Origin of the sequence: Sediminitomix flava (genome assembly GCF_003149185.1) — a bacterium.
Taxonomy (GTDB): domain Bacteria; phylum Bacteroidota; class Bacteroidia; order Cytophagales; family Flammeovirgaceae; genus Sediminitomix; species Sediminitomix flava.
Map to the genome: position 1 here is coordinate 188,280 of NZ_QGDO01000004.1, position 16,686 is coordinate 204,965.

At 37.5% G+C, this 16,686-nt stretch carries 13 protein-coding genes and 3 tRNA genes; 8 read left to right on the plus strand and 8 right to left on the minus strand.

The annotated features are described in order from the left end of the window. Window positions 1-140 precede the first annotated feature (140 nt). The 5 genes from BC781_RS16315 to BC781_RS16335 all read left to right on the plus strand — a co-directional run bounded on the left by BC781_RS16315 (window position 141) and on the right by BC781_RS16335 (window position 6,843). Window positions 141-1,115 carry a D-alanine--D-alanine ligase gene (locus tag BC781_RS16315; RefSeq protein ID WP_109619732.1) on the plus strand — a complete coding sequence of 325 codons (975 nt, stop codon included), beginning with the start codon at window positions 141-143 and terminating at the stop codon, window positions 1,113-1,115. A gap of 73 nt (window positions 1,116-1,188) precedes the next feature. Further along, on the plus strand, window positions 1,189-2,010 hold the full coding sequence (locus BC781_RS16320) for a PASTA domain-containing protein (RefSeq protein WP_109619734.1): 822 nt from the start codon (window positions 1,189-1,191) through the stop codon (window positions 2,008-2,010). A 191-nt stretch (window positions 2,011-2,201) separates the two neighbouring features. After that, window positions 2,202-4,577, plus strand: a complete 2,376-nt coding sequence (locus BC781_RS16325) for a transglycosylase domain-containing protein (protein ID WP_109619736.1) — start codon at window positions 2,202-2,204, stop codon at window positions 4,575-4,577. A 64-nt stretch (window positions 4,578-4,641) separates the two neighbouring features. Further along, window positions 4,642-5,652 (plus strand): gliding motility lipoprotein GldB, encoded by a 1,011-nt coding sequence (gene gldB / locus BC781_RS16330; RefSeq protein WP_109619737.1) that lies wholly within the window; start codon window positions 4,642-4,644, stop codon window positions 5,650-5,652. Window positions 5,653-5,844: 192 nt separating this feature from the next. Then, window positions 5,845-6,843, plus strand: coding sequence for a zinc-binding alcohol dehydrogenase family protein (locus BC781_RS16335; protein WP_109619739.1), 999 nt, complete (start codon window positions 5,845-5,847; stop codon window positions 6,841-6,843). 80 nt (window positions 6,844-6,923) lie between these two features. Here BC781_RS16335 and BC781_RS25750 read toward each other — a convergent pair whose 3' ends face one another. Then, window positions 6,924-9,170, minus strand: a complete 2,247-nt coding sequence (locus BC781_RS25750; RefSeq protein WP_245935626.1) for an alkene reductase — start codon at window positions 9,168-9,170, stop codon at window positions 6,924-6,926. A 159-nt stretch (window positions 9,171-9,329) separates the two neighbouring features. On the opposite strand from BC781_RS25750, the gene BC781_RS16350 reads away from it, so the two are divergent. Then, window positions 9,330-10,232, plus strand: a complete 903-nt coding sequence (locus BC781_RS16350) for a LysR family transcriptional regulator (RefSeq protein ID WP_109619741.1) — start codon at window positions 9,330-9,332, stop codon at window positions 10,230-10,232. Between the two features lie 24 nt (window positions 10,233-10,256). On the opposite strand, the gene BC781_RS16355 is transcribed toward BC781_RS16350, so the two are convergent. The 4 genes from BC781_RS16355 to BC781_RS16370 form a co-directional block, all read right to left on the minus strand. Further along, window positions 10,257-11,399: a M23 family metallopeptidase gene (locus BC781_RS16355; RefSeq protein WP_109619743.1), complete on the minus strand. Its 1,143-nt coding sequence runs from the start codon at window positions 11,397-11,399 to the stop codon at window positions 10,257-10,259. Between the two features lie 305 nt (window positions 11,400-11,704). Beyond that, entirely contained in the window at window positions 11,705-12,658 is a 954-nt protein-coding gene (trxB, locus tag BC781_RS16360; protein WP_109619745.1) for a thioredoxin-disulfide reductase, read from the minus strand. A gap of 295 nt (window positions 12,659-12,953) precedes the next feature. Beyond that, window positions 12,954-13,700, minus strand: a complete 747-nt coding sequence (gene folE, locus BC781_RS16365; RefSeq protein WP_109619747.1) for a GTP cyclohydrolase I FolE — start codon at window positions 13,698-13,700, stop codon at window positions 12,954-12,956. After that, window positions 13,660-14,070 (minus strand): 6-pyruvoyl trahydropterin synthase family protein, encoded by a 411-nt coding sequence (locus BC781_RS16370; protein ID WP_109619749.1) that lies wholly within the window; start codon window positions 14,068-14,070, stop codon window positions 13,660-13,662. Before BC781_RS16370 ends, folE begins: the two co-directional genes overlap by 41 nt. A gap of 458 nt (window positions 14,071-14,528) precedes the next feature. Between BC781_RS16370 and BC781_RS16375 the strand changes: the two genes are divergently transcribed. Together BC781_RS16375 and BC781_RS16380 are read left to right on the plus strand one after the other, a co-directional pair. Continuing rightward, window positions 14,529-15,473 (plus strand): hydrogen peroxide-inducible genes activator, encoded by a 945-nt coding sequence (locus tag BC781_RS16375; RefSeq protein WP_109619751.1) that lies wholly within the window; start codon window positions 14,529-14,531, stop codon window positions 15,471-15,473. Between the two features lie 230 nt (window positions 15,474-15,703). Next, window positions 15,704-16,288: a 1-acyl-sn-glycerol-3-phosphate acyltransferase gene (locus tag BC781_RS16380; RefSeq protein WP_109619753.1), complete on the plus strand. Its 585-nt coding sequence runs from the start codon at window positions 15,704-15,706 to the stop codon at window positions 16,286-16,288. Between the two features lie 108 nt (window positions 16,289-16,396). On the opposite strand, the gene BC781_RS16385 is transcribed toward BC781_RS16380, so the two are convergent. From BC781_RS16385 to BC781_RS16395, 3 genes are all read right to left on the minus strand, one after another. Then, window positions 16,397-16,468: transfer RNA gene (locus tag BC781_RS16385), tRNA-Glu, on the minus strand. A 37-nt stretch (window positions 16,469-16,505) separates the two neighbouring features. After that, window positions 16,506-16,577: transfer RNA gene (locus tag BC781_RS16390), tRNA-Glu, on the minus strand. Between the two features lie 37 nt (window positions 16,578-16,614). Continuing rightward, window positions 16,615-16,686 (minus strand) — tRNA-Glu (locus BC781_RS16395).

Genomic DNA, 16,686 nt, shown 5'->3' on the forward strand with positions numbered 1-16,686 from the left:
GCAATAACTAATTTTGGCTCAGAAAAAGTTGAATTATTTTATCTTTTTATCTCTTAGGTTTCACGCTTCATAAAGAGTTTTTTCAATATTTGTAGAAACATAGAAAAACTAGGTCATCCCTTATTCTTTGACGAACTCTTATGAAAAAGACGATTGCAGTCGCTATGGGCGGCTATTCTTCTGAATACCAAATTTCAATTAATAGTGGTAATGTGGTTTATGAATCTTTAGACCGCAATTTATTTGAAGCATACCGTGTCATTATTGAGCTTAAAAGCTGGTATGTTTTGTTGGATGATAATTCAAAAATTGAAATTGATAAAAACGATTTTGGCTTTGAATATCAAGGTAAGAAAATCACTTTTGATGGCGTATTCAATGCAATCCATGGCACACCTGGTGAAGATGGCAAACTAGTGGGCTATTTCGATATGCTCAATATTCCTTATACTTCTTGCCTTCCGTTTGAAGCTGCACTTACTTTCAATAAAAGAGAATGTAATGCTGTCGCGAAACAATATGAGATTCCTGTAGCCGAATCAGTATTCCTTTCTAGCGATATGGAAATCAAGACAGATGAAATTATAGAGAAAGTTGGACTTCCGTGCTTCGTAAAACCAAACAGAGCAGGTTCTTCATTTGGAATTAGTAAGGTAAAAACCGAAGCAGAGCTTTTGCCCGCAATCCACTTAGCTCTGAAAGAAGATTCTCAGATTTTGATTGAAAGCTTCTTAGAAGGAACAGAAGTTTCTGTGGGTACAATGCGAAAAGATGGAGAAGTGTTGGTACTTCCTATCACTGAAATCCGTTCTGAAAATGAGTTTTTCGACTACGAAGCGAAATACGAAGGAAAATCTCAAGAAATAACACCTGCTGAAATTTCAGATGTACAAACGGCTGCAGTTCGTGAATTAGCTGCTAAAGTCTATCAATCTTTAAATCTGAAAGGCTTTGTGCGCACAGATTTCATTATCGTAAAAGATCAACCTTATTTATTGGAAGTAAATACAATACCAGGTTTATCAAGAGCCAGTATCATTCCTCAACAAGTCAATGAAATGGGAATGACTTTAACAGAATTTTTCACAGGAGCCTTACAAGCAATTTTAGCTTAAAAGAAGAAAAAGGATTACTTTTGAACGAAGAGTGTAAATCACTCGACTTATATCGAATTCAAGAATTGAGATTATGTTAGATAAATTCAAAGAAAACTCTCCTTTATCGCTGGTACTTAACATTGTCATTATGTCTGTGATTGGGGGAGCCGTAATTTGGGGCTTTTTCAACGTTTTTTTACCAAGTGTAACTGACCACGGCGAAACTATTAAAGTTCCAGACGTGGACAGCCTTAGCTATGATCAAGCTATTTCTGAGCTACAACAAGCAGGTTTGCGTTTTGAAATTGAAGATTCTTCAGCCAATAACTACAACCCTGATTTACCTCCTATGACGGTACTTTCTCACACACCGACTCCTGGTGCTAAAGTGAAAAACAATCGTCGTATTTATCTAACGTTGAATCCTACAAATCCACCGATTATCAATATGCCGCAAATTTTAGGAAGTGGTTCTTCTTTAAAAAATGCCTATGTATTGCTTGAAAATTCAGATTTGAGAATCGGACGCATTAAACGTGTACCTGACTATGTCATTTCTGGCGGTGAGAAAAAAGCGATTGGTATCAACAACATCCTAAAAGTATTTGTGGATGGTGAAGAAGTTACTGAGCAACAAATTTTGGAAGGATATAAAATCTCTAAAGGAGCTTCAGTTGATCTAGAAGTAGGTGACGGTCTTGGTGGCGCTAAAGGCGTAGTACCTAATGTCTATGGCTTAAGCGAGCGTGAAGCAAAAAGAGAAATTGTAGGTGCTGGATTTAGTTTAGGAAAAATCAGAGTAGTAAAAGCAGATGAAAATGTTGACTCTGGTTCTGTAATCCGTCAAAGTCCTCATTCAGACAGTGGTGAATTCCGCTACGGATCAAGAGTTCAACTTTGGGTTGCTGAATAAACTCTTAATCAGCATATTCAAATTTTCATATTTAAGGGGCTATCTCATTTTGTTAATGAGGTAGCCTTTTTTTGTATCAAATAGCCCTTCCGATTTTTTAATTTTTTATAAAAGATGGCTTAGCTAAGTTTTTGAATATCCGAAGCTTCTATTTTTTCCTTACTTTTGTCCAATAGATAGGTGTGATCATTATGATGAGAATATATAAGCGTATCCTTGAATTACCCATGAAGGATAGAATAAAATGGGGTACAATTCTAGGGTTAAGTACAGTATTACTGGTTTGTGTGCTTTTTGTAGTTTCCGTTTTTGCAGGTGTTTTCGGGAAATTGCCAACTAAAAAAGAATTGGCAAATATCGATAACCAAGAAGCTTCTGAAGTTTTTGCCGTTGGCGGAGAATTACTTGGTCGATATTATGTACAAGAAAGAAGTCACGTAGCTTACGAGGACATTTCTCCGTATGTAATTGAGGCTCTGATTGCTACAGAAGATAGCCGTTTTTTGGAGCACGAAGGTGTTGACTACCAAAGCTGGTTACGAGTGGTTTTTAAAACAATCTTACTCGGAGACCGTAGCTCAGGTGGTGGTTCTACCCTATCTCAACAACTTGTGAAAAACCTATACCCTAGAGATGTTAGCTCTAGCATGGATTTACTTGCGCATAAGCTAAAAGAATCTATCATCGCTACTCGTCTGGAAGACATCTATTCTAAGAATGAAATCATCACGCTCTATCTAAATACGGTTCCTTTTAGTGATAATACCTTCGGAATTAAAACTGCTTCACACAAATTCTTTAGCTGTGAGCCAAAAGATCTTAAAATTGAAGAAGCGGCTGTTTTGGTAGGTATGCTAAAAGCCAACTACTCTTACAATCCTCGTCTTTTTCCTGAGAAATCACAACATCGTAGAAATGTGGTTTTGGAGCAAATGGAAAAAGCTGGCTTCATCAGTATCACAAGATGTAACGAACTAAAAACCAAGAAGCTTAAACTCAATTATCAAGTCATTGATAATAACAACGGGCTTGCGACATATTTCAGAGAGCATATCCGAAAAGAGCTTCTTGATAAACTAAAGGATATTGAAGCTAAAACAGGGAAAAGCTATAACCTTTATACCGATGGCTTAAAAATTAGAACATCTATTGATTACCAACTTCAGACTTATGCGGAATCAGCCATGAAAAAGCATATGACTGAGTTACAGGAGATTTTCAATCGTCATTGGAAGTATAAAAACCCTTGGACACAAGAAATTCTAGATAACGAAGTACAGAAATCTGCCCACTATCAAGCATTGCTAGAAAAAGGTCTAGATGAAACTGAAATGTTCAAGGAGCTTAATAAAGAGCTTCGTATTGAAGTGTTCACTCATGAAGGAACAAAAGAAGAATTACTTAGCCCCATCGACTCTATCAGACATTATCTCAAATTCTTGAATATGGGAATGATGAGTATGGATCCTGAAACAGGCTATGTCAAAACTTGGGTTGGGGGGATAGACCACAGACATTGGAAAATAGATCACGTAAAGCAATTGAAGAGACAAGTAGGTTCTACATTCAAACCTTTTGTTTATGCTACTGCCCTCGAAAGTGGAATTGCACCATGTAAATTCATTTCCAATGAAAGTGTTGCTTATGAAGAATATGATAATTGGAAGCCTGCAAATGCCAATGGTAAAGATGAAGGTTTTTACTCTTTGAAAGGAGCTTTAGCCAATTCTGTAAATACGGTTTCGGTAAAAACAATATTGGAAGCTGGTGTACCAGAAACTATTGATTTAGCAAATGAAATGGGCGTTCAGATCAATAAAAAGAAGATGCAAGACTCTCCATCTATCGCTCTTGGTACAGCAGAACTTTCTCTTTTCGACCTTGTAACAGCCTACTGTACTTTTGCCAATGGTGGTTATAAAGTTACGCCACAGTATATTTTATCTATTGAAGATGAAGATGGAAATGTATTGTACGAAGCTCCCGAAGCTGAAAAAGGAGAAAGGGTAATCTCTCAAAACACTGCACAATTGATGCAGCAAATGCTTAAAGGTGTAGTTGAAAGAGGTACAGCTCAGAGTCTGTCTTCAAGATATGGACTGCGAAATGACTTAGGTGGAAAAACAGGTACCACACAATCAAATACCGACGGTTGGTTTATGGCTATTTCGCCAAACCTAGTAACAGGTACTTGGGTTGGAAATGATATCCCTGCTATTCACTTCAGAAGTACCGCATTAGGACAAGGAGCAAAAACTGCCCTACCTATTTTTGCATTGTACATGAAAGAAATCAATGCAGACCCTACTTTTAAAAACATCTCTTATGCCAAATTCCCTCAGCCTTCAGAGAAGCAAAGTGAGTTATTGGCTTGTGAAGATTTCTTATTAGAAGACCCTAATGACGAAGGAAATGTATTGACTCGTATTTTCATGTCTAACCCCGAATTGAAATACAAAAGGGAGCTTCAAAAAGAGAAACGTAAGCAAAAGAGAGAAGAACGAAAGAAAAACAAAAAAGGGCTTTTCGGTATTTTCAAGAAGAAAGATAAAAATTCAGACGAATAACAAGTCTACAACTTGGCTTGGTTTTGGTTTTATTTCGACGATAAAATAATCGTATCAATTTTTTATGAGAACAGGAATTTATGTGTTGTGGCTTATTAGCCTTTTGGGATTGTTTTCTTGTGGGAATGATGTAGATAAAATTCCCGATATATCAGATATAAAAGTAGACGTTCAGATCAGAAGATTAGAAAGAGAAATCTTCTCGCTAAATGGGAAAGAGGACATACGAAAGTACCTCAACAATAACCCAGTTTTGGCTAGAGATCTTTTTCTGACCAATCGATTCCCCCCAGAACAAATTGTTCATCAGTTGGATGCCTTTCTGAATTACACTTACAATGATACGCTTTATCAAGAAGTTCAGATGGCTTTTCCTAATACTAAAAGATTGGAGTCTGAGATTGCCGAATTATATAAATACATCAAATATTATTTTCCAGATTTCAAAGAATTACCTGTTTATACAGTAGTTTCTGGCTTCGGTAATTTTGGTTTCGGAAATGATATTCACATTTCACCAAGCGGAATCTATATTGGCTTAGATTACTTTGCAGGAAATGAAACATCTTACCGCCCAGAGGTTCCTGGTTATATTCTGAAAAGGTATCATCCAGAGTACATTACACCAACAATTGCACAGCATTTATCTTCGAGTTTTATTAAACAAGGAGAAGGACAAACCATGTTGGACGAAATGATTTTGTATGGAAAAGCACATTATTTCACAGACAAGGTTCTTCCTACCGTAAACGACTCTCTCAAATGGGGATATTCAGGACAAGAATTGGCAGGCTGTTACCACAACGAAGGAAAAATATATGCACACTTCGTTGATCAAAACCTTCTTTTTGAGTCCAATCATTTCAAAAAGAGAAAATATATAGCCGAAAGACCTCATGTAAATGAAATTGATAAAGAATGCCCTGGTCGAATTGGTCAGTGGTTGGGAATGAGAATTGTAGAGAGCTACGCTCAAAAACATTCTAATGAATCATTGGCGCAAGTGCTCGTTGAAGAAGATGCTCAAAGCTTCTTTCAAAGATCATATTACAGACCTGAGAAGAAAAAGAAATAGATAGCAATAGCTTAACTACACAACTGCTGCTTCAATACCATTAATTAGAATTCAACAGAGATAGACCTAAAAACTGTTGAAAACTGATGAGAAAGGTATAGAAGCAGCAGTTTTTCTTTCTATCAACTGAAAGAACGAAAGTCAAGAGTTGCCTGTTCGGGAGGTGAGTTTATTTAACCAAACACTCCCAATATGAAAGCAATAGGTGTAAGAACAATTGACGGTAAAAATCAATTTATAGACTTTGAAACCGCAAAACCTAATCCATCAGGTCATGAACTTCTCGTTGAAATAAAAGCTATCGCGATAAACCCAGTAGACTACAAAGTTTTTGACAGACCTGTTCCCGAAGAAAATGAACCTACAATTTTAGGTTGGGACGCCACAGGAACCGTTATTGAGGTAGGAGAAAAAGTCACCTTATTCAAAAAAGGAGATGAAGTTTTTTATGCTGGAGATATCACCAAACCAGGTTGCTATGCTCAGTTTCAATTGATCGATGAACGAATCACAGGTTTTAAACCAAAATCTATTTCTGAAATTGAAGCAGCAGCACTCCCACTTACTAGTATCACTGCTTATGAAGCTATTTTTGACCGTCTTGGCATCAAAGAAAATGGTGAAGAAGGAAAATCAATTCTCATTATTGGAGGTGCAGGAGGTGTAGGTTCTATTGCGACTCAAATCGCTAAAAAAATGACCAAACTGAAAGTACTCTCTACTGCATCTAGAGAAGATACTATTGAATGGTGTAAAAATATGGGAGCTGATCATGTTGTTAATCATCATGATTTGATCGCTAGTGTTCGAGCAACTGGATTTCAACATGTCAATTATATCTTACAATTCAATAATACTGCACTACACTGGGATAACATGATTGAGCTTATAGCTCCTCAAGGAAAAATTTGCTCTATCGTTGAAACTCCCGAAAAAATAGATTTGACAAAAGGAAAAAGCAAAAGCTTTACTTTCGCTTGGGAGCTGATGTTTACGCGTTCGATGTTTCAGACCGATGATATGATTGAGCAGTATAACTTATTGAACAAAGTTGCTGAGTTGGTAGATAAGGGCGAAATCAAAACAACGCTAAATACTTCTTTTGAAGGTTTTAATATCGAAAACCTCGAAAAAGCCCATGAAATACAACGGTCTGGAAAAGCAATAGGGAAAATTGGAATTCAGTTCTAAACTCATTTATACAAAAAAACCGCCTTCGCTCAATAAAGAGGAAGGCGGTTTCAAACTATCTACATCTGCCTAAGAAGCAATTATTTTGCTTCAGCCATTTTCATTTCTTGATAAGTTGGATAATCTGTATATCCTTCTTCTCCTCCACCATAAAACGTAGAGTGGGCATCATAACCAACAGGAGTCAGCTCCAAATCATTTTCAAAACGATATACTAAATCTGGATTGGTAATGAATGGTTGACCAAATGCAGCCATATCCGCATATCCTTTAGCAATTGCTTCTTCCGCTGCTTCTTTCGTCAGCTTTCCAGCAATCATGATTGGGTTTTGATATACTTCACGAACTGCTTTACGGAAATCTTCAGTTACTTCCTGATAATTAGAAATATTCTCAGAGAAGTGAACATAAGCCAAATTCATTGGAGTCAGTTGTTTCAGAATATCTAACGTTAGATCAATAATTTCTGGATCAGGCTCTGCAATACCTTCTGTTACCAATGGAGAAATACGAATCGCTACTTTGTCTCCTCCAATCGCATCAACTACGGCTTGCATCGTTTCAACTAAGAAACGGCTACGATTTTCTTTGCTACCACCGTATTCATCAGTACGTTGGTTTGTATGAATTCTTAGGAATTGGTCAATCAAATAACCATGTGCACCGTGAAGTTCTACACCATCAAAACCTGCTTCCACCGCATTTTTAGCTGCTTGAACGAAGTCTTGCGTCGTAGCTTTAATTTCCTCCACAGTCAATGCTCTTGGCACATCTGTTTCAATCATACCGAAACCACCTTCTGGAAGAGGACCAAATACTTTATCTGGATCTTTCACAGCTGACGCCGATACTGGTTGCTCCCCAGCAATCGAAGTGTGTGAACGACGACCAACATGCCATAACTGCGCAAAGATTTTACCTCCTGCTTCATGAACAGCTTTAGTCACCAATTTCCATCCTTCAATTTGTTCTGGCGTATAAATACCCGGAGTCATTGAATAACCACGTCCTACTGCCGAGATCGGAGTCCCTTCTGAGATAATCAGACCTGCCGTAGCACGTTGTTTATAATATTTTGCCATCATTGCGTTTGGCACATCCCCTTTATCCGTTCTCGAACGTGTCATTGGAGCCATTGCAATTCTGTTGTCAACTTTAAAATTATTGAAAGTAAGTGGGCTGAATAGTGTATTTGTTGTTTTCATAGTTTCTTGATAAGTAGGATAATCTATTAATCCTTTTTGAGTTCCACCGAAAAAGCTTTCTGGTTTTGGCTCATTCAACGGAAGATTATGTTCTAATCTGTATGGTAGATCAGGGTTGGCGATAAATGGGCGACCAAATGCGATCATATCTGCCCAACCTTCAGCTATAGCTTGTTCAGCTTTTTCTTTTGTGTATTTTCCTGCATATATCAAGGTTCCTTTAAATGCCTCACGAAGTGCCTTCTTAAATTCAATAGGCATCAGAGGTGCATCTTCCCAGTCTGCTTCCGCTATATGTACATAAGTAATACCTAAATCATTCAAGACCTTTACAGCTGTTAAATAAGTTTCTTCTGGAGTAGCATCAACTGTTCCGTTTAAAGTGGTCAAAGGCGCTAAACGAATTCCGACTCTGTCTTTTCCAATCGCTTCACTAACTGCTGTAACTACCTCTTTCATAAAACGAAGTCTATTCTCTAAACAGCCGCCATATTCATCTGTACGATTATTCGACTCTGAATCTATAAACTGATTAATCAAATATCCGTTTGCACCGTGTAGCTCAATTCCATCAAAACCTGCTGCTATTGCATTTTTTGCCGCTTGCGCATATTCTTCTACAATATCTTTGATCTCAGGGATCGTTAATGCTCTAGGCATTGAATGTTGGATCATCTCACCTACACCATTTGCCGCTCCCTTATTTTCTGGGTCAATAAAAACTTTAACTCCTTCTCCAACTAATGCAGAAGAAGAAACAGGTGCATCGCCATTAGGCTGAAGTGCTGTATGAGAAATACGACCTACGTGCCAAAGCTGAGCAAACATTTTTCCGCCAGCGTTATGAACTGCAGTTGTCACTTTCTTCCATCCCTCTATCTGTGCATCGCTATATATTCCTGGTGTCCAAGCGTATCCTTGTCCTTGAGGGCTAATTTGCGTTCCTTCTGAAACTATAAGACCTGCCGAAGCTCTTTGTGCATAATATTCTGCCATCATTTCGCTTGCCACATCTCCTTTTCCAGCTCTCGAACGAGTCATTGGAGGCATCACAATTCTATTCTTAAGCTCAAGCGATCCTAATTTTGTTTCTTGATAAAGTGGTGATTTATCAGTAGTCATATCTTTGAAGTTTGTTTGTTCTTTTTTGATTGATTGTCAAAAGCTTCTAAGAGAAATAGTTCTTATCGTTTTTTGACAATACAAAGATATTTGTTGTTTATGGATTATAAAAATAAGACAAATCATAGCTTTGTATCAGAATACTAATAGATAGAAAATATGGTCAATTTAGAATGGTACAGAACCTTTAAAGCGATATATGAAAAAGGAACGCTTACGGCTGCTGCCGAAGCTCTTTTTATTTCTCAACCTGGAGTGAGTTTGCACCTGAGTTCGTTGGAAAGTTATGTGGGCTACAAACTTTTTGACAGGTCATCAAGAAAACTTGTGCCCACTGAAAGAGGAAAACTACTTTACAACTCTGTAATTGATCCTATTTTAAAATTGGAGGAAGTGGAAAGTATGTTTCAAAGAAGTACCGAAAAAGACACACCTACAATTAGCTTGGGTATGTGCTTTGAGACTTTTCAATTTAGTTTGGAAAAATACCTCCATACGTTTCCTTTTAATCTGATTCTACAATTCGGAGGATACCAAGATTTGGTTTCAAAACTTGAAAAAGGAGTCGTTGATCTTATTGTCACGCCTCATCTACAAGAAACAAAAGGGATTATTCATGAGCCATTCTCTAAAGAAACTATACTTCTAGTGGGAAGTCAAGGAGTAGAAAAAGCTGAATTTGATGAAGCCTTAAAACTAGGGCAGAAAGAGGTCATTAAGTGGCTGAAAGAGCAGAAATGGTATGGTGTAGCAGGCGATAATGAACATTCGAGCCGATTTTGGCAAAATAATTTTGGTGGTGCTCCCGACTTCCGTCCAAACTTTATTGTTCCCAATATCAATTCTATTGTGAGATGCCTTTGTATGGGAAAGGGCTTGGCGATTATCCCTGACTTTTTGTGTAAACACGAAATTGAAAAAGGCGAAATACAAGTAATTTGGGAAGGAAAAACACCTATCTCAAACACCTTATATTTCGCCTACAGAAAAAAGACCATTTACGCCAAAGAAATCGAAATGATCCAAAATATATTAACTAAAGAAATGGAAACAGGTAACTAAGGTTAGCTGTTTCCATTTCCTATATTATCTCACTCGAATTGTCTTTCCAACTCTCAAAACAGAGTTTTTAGACATTCCATTTAGTCTACAGATTTTATTCACAGAAGTATGATACTTCTTACTGATTTTCCAAAGGCTATCACCACTTCTAATTTTGTGATAAACATTAGCTTCAGATTTAAGTAGCTTCTTGTAATGCTCATCACGATTCAATGCGAATAACTCTGGAAGGTCTTCAGTGTATTCAACCAAATCAAACATTGAATTTGGGTCGAATGCATTTCCTTGATAACGTACCTCAAAGTGAAGGTGAGGACCAGAACTACGTCCTGTATTTCCTCCTTGTCCAATGATATCTCCTGCTTTAACGACCTGCCCAGGAGTCACACTATACTTATTTAAATGCCCATAAAGGGTCTCTAATCCATTTTTATGACGAATGACAACATAGTAGCCATATCCACCTCTGTTGTAACGAGCCATACGAACTACGCCATCAAATACAGAATAGATCGGATCGCCAATTTGCACTTTTAAATCTACTCCATGATGGAATCTCATACGTCTGAATCCATAATGAGAAGTAATTCTTGTACTGTCTGTTGGGAATGACCAATCGCCATCATATGCACTTTCATACAACTTCAGCTTCACGGTTTCAGGAAGCTCTTTAGCTTTGGTCTTGTATGGATTGATGTTGGTTGTACTCCAAGTCGAATAATAATCTTCTGCCAACATATATTCTGCATCTACCATTTTACCAGGCATGATCTCAACCTGATCTTTACAGACTTCTGTCTCATTTAGGTTGATACGCTCATAAGGCTTAGGTAAATCTCTTAGCAATTCAGACTCTTCACAATCGAACTCTCCATTCACCAGAATAAACTCTTCATCATTTTTTCTGATCAGTGCTTCCAAATAACGTTCGTTTGCTTCCAGTTTGGCTTGTAAGGCTTTGCGTTCTTTACGTGAGAGCTTCTTCTTTTTTACGGTAGGAGCATCTTGCGCAAAGTTGCTGTCAAATGGTATTAATGCCAGAGTAAATAATGTTAATAGGATAACCTTCAACTTCATAACTATATTGTCTCTATCTGCAAATATCTTTCTTCGGTCTCCTGTTTCGGAAACAAGTCCGCAATGTAGTGGATTTTTTGAAGATTTCATAGGCTAATTCAGGTCTTAGTACTTTCATTCTCAGCTATTAACCCATTTTCACATTCTGTAAAGTAGATGGGCTGTAAAAGAATGATTGTTAGTTAGGTTACTATCTTATACATTCTCTAATGAGGAGTGAATAAGCGATATTCTTGTCCTCGCTTACACAAACATGGTTTTTAAAGACAATCGTTCTTAATTTTTGGAATCTATTTGAAGAGTGAAACGATCTATTTTTTGAGTACAAAAAAAAGCCCTTTTCCAATTGGAAAAGGGCTTCATTACAAATGTATGTTTAAGGAAGTGAAAGCAAATTATGCTTCAGCTTCTACTTCTTTTACTGCCAAGAAACGTTCAGCTTCTAGTGCTGCCATACAACCAGTACCAGCAGCTGTAATCGCTTGTCTGTACACGTGGTCTTGTGCATCACCTGCTGCAAATACACCAGGGATATTTGTTGCTGTGCTATCTGCTTTAGTGATCAAATAACCATTTCCGTCCATATCCAATTGACCTTTGAATACATCTGTATTTGGCTTGTGACCAATAGCTACGAAGAATCCTGTAGCAGGAATATCTCTTTCCTCGCCTGTTACATTATTTTTCACGCGAATAGCGTCTACTACATTCTCTCCTAGAACCTCTACAGTTTCTGTATTCCAAAGAATTTCAATGTTTGCTGCATTCTCAACTCTTTGTTGCATTACTTTAGAAGCTCTCATCTCATCACGACGAACTACCAAATAAACTTTATTACAAAGTTTTGACAAGTAGCTAGCTTCTTCAGCAGCAGTATCACCACCACCTACTACAACTACGTCTTGTCCTCTGTAGAAGAAACCATCACAAACGGCACAAGCAGAAACACCACTACCGTTCAAACGTTGCTCAGACTCTAGTCCTAACCATTTTGCAGAAGCTCCAGTTGAGATAATTACTGACTCTGCTTCGATCTCAGTATTCTCATCTACAGTGACTACGTGCTTGTTTCCTTCTTTATCAAAGTTTACAGAAGTAACGAAACCACTACGGATATCAGCGCCAAATCTTTCAGCTTGCTTCTGAAGATCCATCATCATTTGTGGTCCCATAATTCCTTCTGGATAACCTGGGAAGTTTTCCACATCGTTTGTGATCGTCAACTGACCACCTGGTTGGTTTCCTTGGTAAAGTACAGGTTTAAGCTCAGCTCTTGCTGCATAGATCGCTGCTGTATATCCTGCTGGGCCTGATCCGATGATCAAGCACTTTACTTGTTCTCTTGCCATAATATTATTGATGTTTGCTATTTTCTACTAGGTAAACGCTTGGAACAACAAATATGTTACTCTTTTCATATGAATAAGTATCAATATTTGTTATCACTGTATCGGGCAAATTTATAAGAAATTTTCCATGTTGGGGCATTTCTTTGCTACGATCTATCCAACATAAAGAAAATTAGTTCTTTACCTTCCTTCAAACATCTATTTTTGATGTATAAAAAGGAGAGTATAAAGAACTAGTTTACTTATTGAATAAGGAACACAGCTTTGCCTTATTTTATTCCTAAGTCAATTAAAATTAATCTGAGGATAAAGATAGGTATTTCAAGAACTCATTGCGAGTAGCTTCGTCTTGAAATTTTCCAGAGTATGCTGAAGTCACAGTCGAAGACGAGGTGTCTTCAACTCCACGCATAGATACACAAAGGTGTTTTGCATCAATAATGATTGCTACATCTTCGGTTTCTAGGGTTTTCTTCAAGTCTTCTAGAATTTGTACAGTTAATCTTTCTTGTACCTGTGGACGTTTTGCATAGTACTGTACAAGACGATTAATTTTTGAAAGACCAATCACTTTACCATTTGAGATATAAGCTACATGTGCTTTTCCCATAATTGGTACAAAATGATGTTCACAGTTTGAGAAAAAGTGAATGTCTTTTTCTACCAGCATTTCATTATACTGGTATTTATTTTCGAATAACTTAATATCTGGACGATTCTCTGGGTTCAGACCGCTAAAAATTTCCTTTACATACATTTTAGCGACTCTGTGAGGTGTACCTTTCAAACTGTCGTCGTTGAGGTCCAACCCAAGAAGGTTCATTATTGATTCAAAGTGTTCTGCAATCTTAGCTACTTTGGTAGTATCATCTAGGTCAAAAGCATCCGCTCGCATTGGTGTTTCAATAGAAGTACCAATATGCATATCTCCAAGCTGATCTATTTCTTCCATCTGTTTTTCAGACAAGTTATTTGTACTACCTTGGCCGGCGTCCTGTCCATCAGATTGCTGGATATTCCACAAAGTTTCGTTTTGTTTCATAGAGTCTAACTTTAAGATCGTATTTTGATTCTAGTTGTGCACGTAAGAGTTGCCAAATCACTACACAGATATTTTCGGCTGTAGGATTCAGATTGGCGAATTCTTCGGTATCTAAATTCAAATTACGATGATCGAACCGAGCTACTACATGCTCACGTATGATATCTCGAAGAAATTTCATATCAATCACAAAGCCCGTATCAGGATCTATTTCACCTGTTACCTGAACTTCCATTTCATAGTTGTGTCCATGGAAATTTGGATTGCTACAAAGTCCGAATACCTCCTGATTTTTCTCTTCAGACCAATTCGGATTATAAAGTCGATGAGCTGCATTGAAGTGCTCTTTTCTGAAAACAGAAACCCTCATATTTGTAATAGCTAGCAATTTTTATGCTTGCATACAGTTCATCTTGTCTATGTCTGAGACGGTCTATTATCAGTGTTCACCTCTATGCTTTTTGTATTAGCAAGCTGCAAAGGTAAGTAGATATTAGAAAGTCCCACAATTTCAAACCAAGATCTCTACTGTATAATTAGCGTTATTATAATTTATTAGAGCATTAACACGCTCCATTCTTCTTTTGTTTAAGAAAAATTGAACGCTTCTCTATTTTTAATCTCCTTATTTAGCGGATTAGCCTACTAAAATGAGGTAAATAATTCAGAATCCGAATTAATTCAATAACGAAAGACAATGATCATCTTATTTTTTAATTTTTTTTATAAATGATTTTATTTAGAACTTTTGTTAATTGCCTTCATATTTAGTCAGTTTCTTCCGTTAATTATCTGTCACTTTTGACAAACCTATTTCTTTTATAAGATATGATTACAGTTACACAGCTAGAATATATTGTGGCAGTTGAACAACATAAGAGCTTTTCTATGGCTGCAGATGCTTGTTTCGTGACACAACCAACCTTGAGTATGCAAATCAAGAAACTTGAGGAATATCTAGGAATTGTACTTTTCGACCGTACAAAACAGCCAATCATTCCAACAGAAGTAGGTAAACCAATCATAGAACAAGCACGCAATACACTTCGTGAGGTAAACCGTATTGAAGAAATTGTAAAACAACATCAAGGAATTGTGAGTGGAGATCTGACGGTGGGTATTATTCCGACACTAGCCCCTTACTTGCTTCCTAGATTTGCAGGACCTCTGACAAGAGAATACCCTGAAATGAGACTTTACATCAAAGAACTTCAGACCGAAGAAATTATTCGTCAACTAAAGCAAGATCAGATAGATGTCGGTATTCTTGTAACTCCTCTTCACGAAGATGGCATAGTTGAGACACCGCTTTTCTATGAAGACATTTTAGTGTATACCAATCCTGAGTATAAATTTGAGGACAAAAAAGAGTTAAGCATAGAAGACCTAAAATCACCAGATTTATGGCTTTTGAGCAAAGGTCACTGCTTCAGAGATCAAGTCATCAACCTTTGTGCATATCAAGGTCAACTATCCAATAATCTACCAATTGCTTACGAAAGTGGTTCTTTAGAAACGCTAATGAAGCTCGTAGACAACGAAGGAGGATTTACACTACTTCCAGAACTGGCTACAGATGGCATGAACGAAGATTTACAGAATAGAATTAGAACTATCAAAGACCTTAAACCAACGCGTGAAGTAAGCTTGGTTTCTGCTCGTAACTTTGCCAAAGAGTCAATGCTTGAAGCCCTTGCAGGAACAATCAAACAAGTTATGCCAAATGAGTACCTAAACCCTCAACGAGGCGAAGTAGTAGAGTGGCGTGGTTAAAAATTTCCATAAATGTATTTCCAAAAAAAATCTCAAGAGCACTTTAAAGGCTCTTGAGATTTTTTTATTTCTAAACTTTTGTCACAAAACAACTTATTATCAGTCTTATATAGTTTAGAATGTTGTAGAACTACTTTTATCTACAATTCCTCAAGGTATTCTTTCTTTGGAAAGCAGTATCTTTACGGACTTTTAATAAAAGCATATTCTGAATCAGAAGGAAAGTACAGATGGTAAGACTAATATTCAGACTTCTTTTTTGGCTGAAAGGCTGGAAAGTAAATGTTCCTTTTACTAAAGAGGAAATGAGAAAGAGTGTAATGGTTGCAGCACCTCATACAAGCAACTGGGATATTGTATTTGCAGTGGAGGCATTTCGCCAAATGGGTGTAAAACTTCGCTTCGCAATTAAAAGAGAATGGATGTTCTTCCCTCTTAATCTTGCAATTGGCCCTATGGGAGGTATTGGTATTGACCGTCGCCCAATGAATAAGCGTGATAAAAAACTAAGTATGGTCGATGCCATGGTTAGGTTATTTGACCAATACGATGAATTAGCTATGATGATTCCGCCAGAAGGGACTCGTTCATTAGCTAAAAGATGGCGTTCAGGCTTCTATCAAGTAGCTCTACAGGCAAACGTACCTATCATTTTAGGTTATCTTGATTACAAAAATAAAGAAGCTGGCGCGACAAAAATGATTATGCCTTCGGGAGATTTCGAAAAAGACATGCGAGAAATAATGGAATATTATAAAGGCATTGAAGGAAAATTCCCTGAGAACTTCGCTCTAGACAAGAGATATATCAACTAAAAAATACGAAAGGAATGCTATAACTAGCATTCCTTTATTATTACAGAATAAAAATAAAGGTATAAAACAAAAAAAGTCTCATACATCAAATGTAATGAGACTTTTTAGTACTCCGTAGGGGATTCGAACCCCTGCTACCAGGATGAAAACCTGGCGTCCTAACCCCTAGACGAACGGAGCGGGTCTCACTTTTTATACTGCCCGAGATCGCAGCTTGTACTCCGTAGGGGATTCGAACCCCTGCTACCAGGATGAAAACCTGGCGTCCTAACCCCTAGACGAACGGAGCGGGTCTCACTTTTTACACTGCCCGAGATCGCAGCTTGTACTCCGTAGGGGATTCGAACCCCTGCTACCAGGATGAAAACCTGGCGTCCTAACCCCTAGACGAACGGAGC